The sequence below is a fragment of the Streptomyces sp. NBC_00012 genome (genome assembly GCF_045040875.1).
GTDB lineage: Bacteria > Actinomycetota > Actinomycetes > Streptomycetales > Streptomycetaceae > Streptomyces.
In genome coordinates this window covers 180,041-191,125 of sequence record NZ_CP108311.1, presented here as the reverse complement: position 1 = coordinate 191,125, position 11,085 = coordinate 180,041, and the positions used below count along the sequence as shown (strand labels likewise).

Sequence of the window (11,085 nt, the reverse complement as noted above, 5' to 3'; positions counted from 1 at the left end):
CGCAGACACGACGCGCCGCCGCTACGCGGCGGTTCCGGCGCGGAGCGCCGGAGGAACAACCCGACTCCGTCGGGTTGTTGGCGTCACTCCGTGACGCCATGTCAGGATCGCTCCGCGATCCTGACATGGGACCGGATCGCGGAGCGATCCGGTCCCAAACAGCCCGCGCTCCGCGCGGGCCTGACCGCCAGTAAGGGGAGGGGGTTCCGCTCCCCTTACTGGCGGTCTGTCAGATACTGGTGCGTCATTCTATGAGTCCAGATAGGTTCTGGACTTGAGACGCACCCCCATTTCAGTGTCCGTCTTCACCGGGGCGGCAGGGCGTGCACTTAGCCGCGTCCGCTTCCCACAGCGCCCAATCCACCTCAAAGCCATTGGCCGCGATGATTTCTGCGGTGCGCTCCACCGAGCCATCGACCTTGAACTCGACCTCGGGCACGTGGTGCAGGAATTCGCCCAGGTTCTTCGCGCAGAATTCCTGATAGTTGCGGGTGTCCAGGATGAAGACGTGCACGCCGTTGTCCACCAGCGGACCGCATCCCATTCCCAGACCTTCGCCGCGCTTTTCCATCGCGGTGATGAGGTAGGCGACCGCCTGACCGAAGACGCGGTCAGCCATCACCTTGTCGTAGGGGAGGTCACGCACCAGAAGCGCAACCTCCCGCTCCCACACCTCCGGTGCTACGAAACTGCGCGGGTCACGGTGCGGGGTCTGTGTCGTGATGGTCATCTGTCGACTCCTTCGCTCAGGACCGGCGGGCCTTTCGCTCGCTCTCTTTGTCCTAGGATTATTCTGCCCGGAGGGCAGTCGGATAAACCTAGGACTATAGAAAGTCCGGGAAATTCCCGCACCCCCGCGAAGCGCGGAGCGCGGCCAACTCGGAAGCCGCGTAGCGGCTTTGATTCATTCAGCGCGGTAGCGCTGAACCGCCGCGTAGCGGCGGCGCGACGTCTCTGCGGAGCAGAGCGCGCGCAAAGGATGAGAAAGTCAGGTCAATACTTCGCTGCGCCCCTTTGTTTGATCTCCTCGCATTCTGCTTCTTTGTAATTCAGTGTGCGGGTTTCAGCTGTTCTCTTTTGTGCATGTGATTCATTTCTGGGCTTTGCTATTTCTCTCGAAATGACGGTTTCGGAGCCTGCTGCGCCTCGCCGAGCCCGCGCGGGAGTGTTCCGCTGCTCAAGGCGCGGTGGTTATAGGCCTAGGAATATAGTGTCTGCATGAGTTCCCCGGAGACTGCGCAGCGAGTTCCTGCCTATCGACAGTTGGCCAACCATCTGCGTGCAGCCATCGCCCGGGGCGAGTACGCCCCGGGCGATGTTCTGCCCCACCTGAGAGATTTGGCTGCCCAGTACGGAATGGCCAAGCAGACCGCTTCTCAAGCCATCACTGAACTGGAAGACGAAGGCCTGGTCCAGGCCGTGCGTCGGCGTGGCACCGTGGTGCGCCCGGCGCCTTCCCCTGAGCCGCTCCCCATCGGGCGCAGGGCCTTTGAGGAGGGTTTGGTGCCGCTGCGCCCCGCAACGGTGGCGTACGTGCCTGCTCCGGGCGACGTAGCGGCCCGGATGGGGCTCTCGGTGGGTGATGAAGTCTTCGTTCATGACCGTGTACTGGGAACGCCGGAGGGTACTGCGCTGCGCTTGGTGACCCGCTACGTGCCGGCCCCGATTGCCCGCGCTGCGGGTCTGGACGATCCCGAGTCGCTGGACAGCATTCAGGCAGCTGTAAAGGCTGCTGGGCACGGGGCGCTGCGGCGCAGCGAGACGATTACGGCGCGCTCTGCGAGTGTGGTCGAGCGAGAGGTTCTGGCGCTGCCGCGGGGGGTGTGTCTGCAGCGCGTGCTGCATGTTCTGGTCGGTGCCGCCGGTGATGTCCTGGAGCTTGTGGACTGGCGGTGGTCAGCCGAGGCTTTCGAGCTCACGCGGGCGCTGCGCAGCTGATTGGGTCGGTTCAGTTGCTGCGTCGTGCGCGGAAGATGTTCGTTGCGATCGGGGGTCGGCCGTCGGTTCCTGGATCGTTCACGGTGAGGGTTTCCGGGGTCTCGAAGCCGGCCTCTTCGAGGAGTTTGGTCCACACCGGGATGTTGAGGACCCAGCGGGTCAGGGTGCCTTTGGTGCCGTCCGGCTGGCGTACCGGGATGTTGGTGGGTCGGGCGTCGGTTTCTGCGGGGTGGCCGGTGTGGAAGTGCCCGAGCGTGGAAAAGACCAGCAGGCCGTCGGGGGCAAGGGCGGTGCTGATGGCCGGCAGGAGAGTGTGGGGGTCTGTGAAGTCGATGGCCCCGAATACCGAGTAGCAGACGTTGAAGGCCCCGGGGTGTTGCTGCAGGTAGGCCGCGGCGTCCGCGTGGACCATTTCCAGCTTCGTGAGGTCGGCGTGGAGTTCCCGGGCCCGACCGTGCTGAGCGGATGAGCTGTCGACTGCGGCGACCCGTGCGGGTGCTTGGGTCCGAGCCAGGGCTGCAGCCTGCTTGCCGGCCCCGGATCCCAGCTCCACCACTGCACGGTTGGTCACGTCGCCGAGGAGCTCCAGGCCGTGCCCAGCACGCTGGTACCAGTCCCAGAAGAACGTCCGCGTTGGCCCGCTGCCGACGCTGTTCCGGCCGTAGCTCACCCATGTGTCACGAGCAGCGGAAGTCTTCATCTCTCCAGTGTTCCCTACTGACCGTGATCACTGCGGTGGGATCCCTCTACTGATGGGCGGAGGGTGCTGTGGCGTCACCAAGATCACCTGTAGCCATGGTTCGTCTCCCGATGCCCCATCCCGACCACTTTCAGTGTCACTTCAAGTTGCACTTGAAGTGACACTGAAAGTCGATTACGGTGGGACTGCACCACCCGCACGGGAGTAAGCCCCGCGGTATCGCGCCCCGGAAGGACCCTGAAATGGCCGTGACCACCCTCCCGATTCCCGTGTCTGAAGCACTGTCGATCAACGCCCCGCTCAATCTTGGGAAGCTCGCCGCTGCAGCAACGGACCGAGGCTGGGGCGCCGTGGTCGAACGGACCGAGGAACGCGACGCTTGGACGCTGGTCGTATCGGCGCCCTCCGACTCCCGTACGGGCCGGTACACGTGGTGCATGGGCAAATGGGCGACGGGCGGGCACGGTTACCGGGACACCGTGGCTTGGTACCGGTCCGCCACGGATGCCGCGCCCGGTGCGGTGGACGTTGCCCCGGCGGTCGATGTCGAGACGTCTGCACCCGCTGTACTGAATGACGCATCTCGCAAGATCACGGACGCAATTGCCGAGGCTCGCAAAGCCGTGAAGGAGGCGGAGGGATGCCACGCCGAGGCGTGCGCGGCAGGGGAAGCGGCCGAGGCCGCGTGGACGACCAGCGAGGCGGAGGAATGGGCCGAGGCGGCCGAGGAAGCGGCCGAACGCGCGCCCGAGTGCGTCAAGCGGGCAAAGTCTGCACTGCGTCGGGTTCAGGCGCAGCGTCGCGCGATTCAGGCTGCGGTGCGCGCGGTCGAGGAGCTTGGCCTGGACGAGGGATTCCGGCGTATCGCCGTTGAGGCTGAGGACACCGTGCGTGAGCTTCTGGGAGAGGCTGAGGAGGCGGCCGAGGAGGCGCAGAACTGGGCCGAGGCAGCGCGCGGGACGGCCGAGCTTGTCTGCCTCATCTGTGAGTGCTTCGTCCGCGGTACGGCGTGCGGGTGCCGCGCGGCCATGCTTGCGACGCTCGACCGTGCAGGATCGACCGTGGCGCGTGTGCTTGACGCCGAGGCGGTGCGCATCGGCTATCTGCTGGACTCCGACGATGCCGCGCAGGTGGTCGCGGGACAGCTCATGTTGGCCGGTGCCTGGGACGAGGCCGAGGAGGCGCTCACCGACGCGGAGGGGCCGGCCGAGGCGGAGGAACGACGGGCCTCGGTACGTGCTGCTGAGACTGCAATCGAGACGCAGCGCGCGGCCGAGCGGCCGGCCGAGCGTGAATCGGCGCAGCGTGCGGCGGAGTGTGCCGAGGCGGCGGAGGCGGCGGCGGAGCACTCCGGACGGGCGGCGGAGGCGTACGAAATCACGCGCGATTTGATGATGTACACGCTTGGTGCGTGGGCGGCGCGGCCGGTCGACCTGTTGCCCGAGGCGGAGGCGGCGGAGGCGCGTGCGTTGCTTCGGCGTATCGACCGCCGGTCGCGTGTGGCGCACGACGTCGACTGTGCGGCTCGGTGGGAGTGGTACGACGGTTCCCCGGTAACCAACCCGCAGCGCTCCCGCGACTGTGCCAACCGTGCGCGGGTGCTGGCGGTCGGGTGTGAGCGGGACGCGCGTCAGGTTGCCGAACTGTTCGCGTGGGCGGAGCACGCGGAGCGTGCCGAGGCGGAGGCGGCGGCGGAGGCGGAGGAGCGTGCCGAGGCTAAGACCGGCGTCCCCCTCGCCGCTGCACCGGTAGCCACGGGGCTGCGAGTTGTGCCGGTTGCCGAGTGCGTCGCACGGGCGGAGGCGGAAGCGGCGCGGCTCGACCTGATCGCGCGGGAGCGGCACGCATGGACGTTCAACATGCGCGCGCTCGTCCTGGACGTGCGCGAGGGCGACGTGCTGGGTGTCGATGTCGCGGACGCACGGGCCTGGTCGGAGCGCGCTGCGTCGGTTGCAGCGTCCGCCGCCATGGACGCCGATCAGGCGCGCTGTGAGGCACAGCACTGGGTGCAGGCAGCGGAGCGCACGGCGGCGGACATGGAAGCGATGCGTACGCGCACTGCACGGCTGTTCTCCGGGGAGGGGGACGACCGGTCGCGGTGGGTGTCGACGGACGGCCGTACGGCCATCGCGCTTGCACTGCCCACCGAGGCGGACACCGTGACAGAGACAGGCGCACGGTTCGCTGTTGCGCTGGCCGGTGCGGTTGCTGCGAAGGATGCTGGACGGCTTTTGAAGTCCACTGACATCCCCACCAAGGCCAAGCACGGGCGGGGCCCCGGAACGGAGTTCAAGCAAGCCGTTACCCGCGCGTCGCGTCCGCTGGTACAGCCGTGGAAGGCTCCCCGCATCCCGACGGAGGGTAAGCCGCTGGACGGCGCAGCACTCGCCGTGCTGGACGCCGATGGGGTATGCGCTGAGGTTGAGGCAGCGCCCGGTGTGTGGCTCCCGCGCGCGGCTGTCTACGTCGCCGAGACGGCTGCGGCCAACGGGTGGGCTGTCGCAATGGAGCGGCAGGGGTCCAGCACCGTCATCGTGCGTGCGGCCGGAGTGCTCGCACGGGCCGGCGGACCGGTGGCCGGTGAGATCGTCGCGGTGTGGACGGATGGCATGTACGACGCTTGCCGGTCGGATGCGTGTGTGGGCGGCCGATGGCTGGGCAGCTCTGCGGAGCTGTCGCGGGTGCTGACCACGATCGGCCAGGCCGCGGAAGCCGTGGAGATCCTGACGGCTGGTATGCCCAAGGGAGCCAGTGCGCCGGCGCCTGCAGGCGTGTCCGACCCGGGCAGCGCCGAGGAGTGGGAGAGCGATGGCGGTGCGGTTCCGGGTGTCGCCGTTCCCCGCCCGGAGGCGGCAGAGCCTGTCTCCGACGCGCCCGCAGCACCGATGCGCGTCGACGTGCCTCGGTACCGGTTCGGGCGGTATGACGACCGGGGACGCTGCCCGGTGGCGGTCGATGGCGCGTTGGTCGGGCACGTCTACCGAATTCGCCGCACGTGGCATGCCATTGGCCTTTCCGAGAAGTACGCGACCAGTCACACCAGCCGCGGGGCAGCAGCAACCCGCCTCGTGGCGCTGATCGACATGCGCGCGGCTGCTGAAGCCGACGTGGCGCGCAAGATGCGGCGGCGCACCGAGGCGCCCCCGGGATGGCGCTTCACCACGTGGGACGCCGTCGGTCCGGGCGACATCGTCCGGACTCCGGTTCGGTGCCGGCCCGTACGGGGAGCGTCTTTGGCCGACGGTCCGCTGTATCCGGAATTGTGGGGCGCCCCGGTGACCTTGACCGGTGTCGACCATCTGTCCAACGGGGCCGTTGTGTCGCGCGGGAAGACGGACGGCGCGCCCGCGTGGTCCGGAATCGGTGTCCTCCTGTCCACGCCGGAGTTCGCTGATGTTGGAATCCTGGTGCCGGCGGAGGCCCCGGCGGAGGCCCCGGCGGAGGCCCCGGCGGAGGCCCCGGCGGAGGCCCCGGCGGAGGCCCCGGCGGAGGCCCCGGCGGAGGCCCCGGCGGAGGCCCCGGCGGAGGCCCCGGCGGAGGCCCCGGCGGAGGCCCCGGCGGAGAGCCCGGCGGAGGCGACCCGGGAGCGGGCACCGCCGCACAGTGGGCCGGCGCCCAGGCCGGGGGGAAAAGAAGGGTGCTCTTCCCCTTCGGGGAAAGAGGTGTCGGCGTCTGCGTCGCGCTGACCCACGCCGCTGACCTGCGGGAACAGCGGTTAAGCGAATCCACCCTTGGCAACCTGTTAGGCAACCCGTTGCGCAACCTGTTAGGCAACCCGTTACGCAACCCGTTACGCAACCTGTTGAGCAACCGGCAGACCCGCTAGGCCTTTACGGTCGGAACGGTGGCGACGACGGGGCCGTGGTCTGGTGGAAGGTCCAGCAGCATGGAGTGGAAGAGTGGCGCGTGCGGGATGCGTGGGCGTAGGTCGCCCAGTGTCTGCCAGCCCCATGATTCGTACAGTGCCCGGACCTTGGGATGGTCCTTCAGGACCAGGAGCGTGGCGCGTTGCTCGGGTCGGGCGGCGAGCAGCTCGTCGTGGAGCCGGCGGGCGGTGCCGGTCTTGCGCCAGGGGGTGCGGACCATCAGCTCGCTGAGTGCGTAGGTGCGTGTGCCGGTCTCGGTGATGGTCCCGGCGGGTACGTCGGTGAGGAGTCCGCCCCACCAGGGGCTGGCGGGATGCAGCGGAGCTCCGTAGGCGTAGCCGACGGGCTGTCCGTGGTCGTATCCGACGATGCAGGTCCAGCCGGGATGGGTCATCCAGCTGTTGAGTCCTTTGGCGAACTGGTCGACGGCGCAGAACGGGTCGGTCTGCGCTTCTTTCGCGTACACCTCGGCGTAGACGTCCAGCAGGAGCGTGTGCAGCTGGGTGGTGCGGTGGTGGGTGGTGTAGTGGCGGAGTTCTATGGCGGTGGTCACTTCGGGTGGTTCTCCTATGCGGCGGTGAGGGTGTGGTGGACGGTGGCGAGTCGGCCGGTGATGGCGCGGCTGCCGACGTGTGTGGTGTCGATGGCGGCTGCGGTGGTCCGGGCGTCGGTGGTGTTTCCCTGGGCGAGTTGGAGTTCGGCGAGCTGGACGCTGTAGTAGGCGTGGCTGCGGCGCAGGCCGGGTTCGAGGAGGGTGAGTGCCTGGGTGGTGGCGGTCTCGGCGTCGGCGAGGTGTCCCATTGCCTGGTGGGTGATGGCGGTGAGACCGCTGATCTCTGCGGCCGTGAGGAAGTTCAGCCAACGCGGTGCGGGCTCGGCGGGGTCGATCCGATCATGTGCGGCTTGGGCGGCGAGCAGGGCGCGGGCGGCGGCCGGGCGGTCGCCGACGTGGGCGTGGCTGATGGCCAGGCGGGATTGGAGCAGGGCGGCGTAGCGGGGGTCCTGGCGGGCTTCGCGGCTGGTGAGGGCGGTCTGGCTGATGCGTAGGGCTTCGCGGTGGTGGCCGCCGCGGCAGGCGTGGATGGCGAGGTCGGACCAGGCGCGGGCCTGGGCGCGGTGGTTGGCTCCGAGGATGGCCCTTTGCAGTGCGGTGGTGCGCCACTGGTGCGCGGCGTCCAGGTCTCCGGCGTCGTCGGCGGCCCACCCGGCCGAGCTGCACAGTGATGCGATCGCGGTGTGGAGTGCCTGCTCGACGCGGGGCCCGTAGGTGCAGCGGTCGGCCGCGGTGGTCAGGCGGCCGAGGTAGGCGGTGGCGACGGTCAGGAGGGGTTCGCCTCCGATGGCGCTGAAGTGGGCGTCGAGGCGGTCGATCCGCCCGCGGGCGCGCTCGACGTCGCTCATCGACAGACGGCCGTTGACGGGGGTTTCGTCGATGTTGAGGGCAAGGGCGACGGTCGTGGCGGCGGTCGCGGTGATGAAGCGGCGGCGGCGCACGGGCGCCTCCTTCGTCGGTGCGGGAGACCGCGGCGGGGCCGGAAGGTTCGCGCTGTTCCTGCCTCTTGGGAGGAAGCCGAGTGCTTGCGCCGGGCGGTCGAAGAGCTGTTCCAGGGCGTGAAGGTAGCGGGTCCAGGGCCATCGGACCTCGCCGCTGACCCAGCGTCTGACGTGGCGGTCGGTGCACTTGCGGGGGTGGGCCTCTCCGAAGATCCGGCCGGTGATGCGATTGATCTCGTCGGCCAGGCCCTGGTGCGTGAAGCCGTACTCGGCCATGGCGGCTTCGAGTTGAGTGTTGCGCTGTCTGTCCATCGGTTCCCCCGCAGGTTTCCGGTCGCGGCACAGACGGTAGTCCTGCCGCTTGGTAAAACTGTCCGGTCCCTGTTCTGGAGATGCCCGCTTTCTGGCCTGAGCCCACCCGAACGAGTCGCGGTTATCTGGGAGTACGCCGACAAACCGTCCCGGAGAGGCCCCATGCCGAACTCGTCCCGCCACACCACCGCCCGGCCCTTACCTGTCCGGGTGCGCAGGAAGATCTCAGCCCTTCGTGCCCCGGCGGTGGGCGGGGCCCCTGTCGCGCCGGTGACCGCGGTGGCGCTGTATGCCGTGGTCCCGGTGCCGGGCACGGAGCACCTGGTGACGGCGCCCCTGGCCGCACACGCGCAGGCGCAGGGCTGGGCCGTTCCGGCCGGCTGCGCGGTGACCGACACCGGGCCGCTCGACCAGGACACGGAGCTGCGGCCGGGCTGGGCACGGATCCGCGCAGCGGTGGACGGCAGCCGGGTCGCCGGGATCGTCGTCCCCGCGTTCGCGCACATCGCCTACCGCTGGCACGACTGGAACACGCAACGGTCCTGGCTGCTGGACCGCGGGCTGTTCGTCATCGCCACCGACCCGACCAACTTGGTCACGGGCCTGGAACCGGAGGAGCCACGGTCATGAGCGCGGTGCTGTACGACCCTGAGGCGCTCCTGGCCGAGGAGCTGCCGCTCGATCGCGCGCCCATGATGGCGCTGGTCGATGCGATGCTGGCGAGGAAGGACGCGAGCGGTCTGCGGGCGGGCGACTGCGCGCAGATCGCTCTGCTCCTCACTGGGCACGCCCGAATCGTCGCCGCCGAAGTCAGCCGGCACGTCGAGGCCCTGCCCAAGAACAGCAAGCTGCGGCCGGTGGCCGAGCAGGTCCTCCAGGAAGCAGAGCGCCGCCTGTCAGTGACCTCCCAGACCACCCTCGCGCACGCGCAGCAGCGGGCCCGGCTGGTGCGGGCGCTGTACCGGGCGCTGGACCAGCTCGACAAGGCGCGGCCGGTGTCCTCCTGACGTCTGCGAGGCGCTGACCCGATTGCTGACCCGCCGCCCGCCGGACCGGTCCGGCCGCTGGTGCAGCTCTGTGGCGGGGCCCGGAGCGGGTGCCCGGTGGCCGCCGGACCGGCCCGGGAACGGGCGGTGCGCGGCATCATCGGGTGATCAGGACGGCGGCCACGGCAGCGACGGCGACCGCGACGCAGGCGATCAGGAGGCCGGCGCCGCTGATGGCGACCGTCAACGGCTGTGTGAGGGACGGGTGGCGGTGGGTGACGTAGGCGAGGCAGCCCATCGTCAGGACGATGACGACGGCCAGGACCAGGGCGAGGACCACGGCGAGCAGGATCAGCAGGGCGAGCGAGGACACGGAATCTCTCCTTGAGTGGGTGCGCTCCGGGTGAGCGCGGTGGCAACAGTCCGCGCTGACGGCCGGTCGATCCAGTTCTCGCGAAAATCCGATCCGGCCCCGTTCTCAGGGCGGTTGCAGCGGATTCGCGAGTGCTTGACGGCGGCGTCGCGGGGTGGTGGCAGCACGATGACCGAGCCGGGTGTAAGTGGCGCAAGCCCGGTGGGCGGGCCCAACTATGCCGTGGAAAGGCGCCCAGTCACGGGGCTCTGACCTGCAACTTTGTGATGGGGGTCAGCAATTGGGTCAGCGGCGCGGCTGGTCCGTGGTGCCGGGCAGCAGAGTGCGGCAGTGACAGGCAAGGCGCGCAACCCCCGACTGACGGGCCCAACTCCGCTGTTACGGCCGCGGGTCAGCGCAGGCGCGCGCGATACACCATGGGTCAGCATTTGGGCATCCTTCTGACCTGCGCATTCGGGGGTTTGGGTCAGCGGTCGGGTCAGGGGCGCTGAGCAGAGTTCACGGCATCACCTGAACGGGGAGCTGTCGTGACTGGACCACGAATCTTTGAGTCGCTGGATGCCGAATGGGCGCTGGTCTGCGCCGAAGCCGGGCGCGCCGAAATGGTGCTCGGCTGGCTGCGGGAGGGCGGGGTGCTTTTCGGGGACGAGCGGGCGCGCGGTCTGTCGGAGCTCCTGGCGGAGCTGGAGTGCCGGGACCGGGCGCAGGGTCGTGTGCACAGTGACCGGTGGATGCGGGTGCTTCTGGAGCGTGCGGCCGGTGAGGGGGCCAAGGCGCAGGTGGCTGCGCGGGTGGTGGTGCAGGCGATGCTGCCGGGTGCGGTGCGGATGACGCAGCGGCTGCTGCGGGCGGGCCGGGATTTCGACGAGACGGGGCAGGTCGTCGTCGCGTGCCTGTATCAGGTGGTGCGGCGGTATCCGCTGCATCGGACGAGCGGGGTCGCGGCGAACCTTCTCCTGGAGACGCTGCATCTGGCGAGCCGTGAGCTGCAGGCGGACACGGAGACGGACGCGGTGCCGTGGCACCCCGTCCTCGAGTCCGCGGCCGTACCCGGCGAGCCGGCGGCGGACGATACGACAGAGACCGTCTGGCGGACGGTCCTTCGGCGGCAGGCCGCCGAGGCCGGTCTGCTGCGGGCCGGGGAGGTCCCGGACGGTGCGCGGGGCGAGCTGGTCGAACTGCTGGCGTGGGCCGTGGCCGCCGGCCTGCTCGACGTGGTGCGGGCCCGGGTGATCGCGGACGAGTCCCGGGCCGGGGCGCGGGAGAACGCGGAGCGGGCCGGGGTGTCCGCGGTGACGTGGCGGCAGCGCCGCAGCCGGACCGTACGGCAGCTGCGGCCGATCGCTGACCAGTGGGTGCAGGCCGCGTGATGACGATTTCTCAGATTTCTCGGCTCCGGCTGTCACGTCTGGGGCG

10 protein-coding genes are annotated in these 11,085 nt (G+C 69.5%); 5 read left to right on the top strand and 5 right to left on the bottom strand.

Annotated features, from left to right (window positions below; all coding sequences use genetic code 11):
* Positions 1-292 precede the first annotated feature (292 nt).
* On the bottom strand, positions 293-730 hold the full coding sequence (locus tag OHA19_RS45295; protein WP_331734666.1) for a hypothetical protein: 438 nt from the start codon (positions 728-730) through the stop codon (positions 293-295).
* A 488-nt stretch (positions 731-1,218) separates the two neighbouring features.
* Here OHA19_RS45295 and OHA19_RS45290 point away from each other — a divergent pair, with 488 nt between their 5' ends.
* Complete coding sequence (locus OHA19_RS45290; RefSeq protein WP_331734665.1) at positions 1,219-1,938, top strand: GntR family transcriptional regulator; 720 nt, start codon at positions 1,219-1,221, stop codon at positions 1,936-1,938.
* Positions 1,939-1,948: 10 nt separating this feature from the next.
* Here the strand turns inward: OHA19_RS45290 and OHA19_RS45285 are convergent, their stop codons facing one another.
* A complete protein-coding gene (locus OHA19_RS45285) occupies positions 1,949-2,638 on the bottom strand; it encodes a class I SAM-dependent methyltransferase (RefSeq protein WP_331734663.1) in 690 nt (229 codons plus the stop codon).
* Between the two features lie 242 nt (positions 2,639-2,880).
* On the opposite strand from OHA19_RS45285, the gene OHA19_RS45280 reads away from it, so the two are divergent.
* Positions 2,881-6,324 carry a hypothetical protein gene (locus tag OHA19_RS45280; RefSeq protein ID WP_331734880.1) on the top strand — a complete coding sequence of 1,148 codons (3,444 nt, stop codon included), beginning with the start codon at positions 2,881-2,883 and terminating at the stop codon, positions 6,322-6,324.
* 136 nt (positions 6,325-6,460) lie between these two features.
* Here OHA19_RS45280 and OHA19_RS45275 read toward each other — a convergent pair whose 3' ends face one another.
* Complete coding sequence (locus OHA19_RS45275; RefSeq protein WP_331734659.1) at positions 6,461-7,057, bottom strand: GNAT family N-acetyltransferase; 597 nt, start codon at positions 7,055-7,057, stop codon at positions 6,461-6,463.
* Positions 7,058-7,071: 14 nt separating this feature from the next.
* Complete coding sequence (locus OHA19_RS45270; RefSeq protein ID WP_331734878.1) at positions 7,072-8,310, bottom strand: hypothetical protein; 1,239 nt, start codon at positions 8,308-8,310, stop codon at positions 7,072-7,074.
* Positions 8,311-8,472: 162 nt separating this feature from the next.
* Between OHA19_RS45270 and OHA19_RS45265 the strand changes: the two genes are divergently transcribed.
* Complete coding sequence (locus OHA19_RS45265; RefSeq protein ID WP_331734653.1) at positions 8,473-8,940, top strand: hypothetical protein; 468 nt, start codon at positions 8,473-8,475, stop codon at positions 8,938-8,940.
* The gene (locus OHA19_RS45260; protein WP_331734649.1) at positions 8,937-9,317 is read left to right on the top strand and encodes a DUF6415 family natural product biosynthesis protein; all 381 of its coding nucleotides are present in this window, start codon (positions 8,937-8,939) and stop codon (positions 9,315-9,317) included. The genes OHA19_RS45265 and OHA19_RS45260 overlap by 4 nt, the downstream gene beginning before the upstream one ends.
* 136 nt (positions 9,318-9,453) lie before the next feature.
* Here OHA19_RS45260 and OHA19_RS45255 read toward each other — a convergent pair whose 3' ends face one another.
* A complete protein-coding gene (locus OHA19_RS45255) occupies positions 9,454-9,669 on the bottom strand; it encodes a hypothetical protein (RefSeq protein WP_331734647.1) in 216 nt (71 codons plus the stop codon).
* A 527-nt stretch (positions 9,670-10,196) separates the two neighbouring features.
* Here OHA19_RS45255 and OHA19_RS45250 point away from each other — a divergent pair.
* Positions 10,197-11,039, top strand: a complete 843-nt coding sequence (locus OHA19_RS45250; protein WP_331734872.1) for a hypothetical protein — start codon at positions 10,197-10,199, stop codon at positions 11,037-11,039.
* The last annotated feature ends 46 nt before the right edge of the window (positions 11,040-11,085 follow it).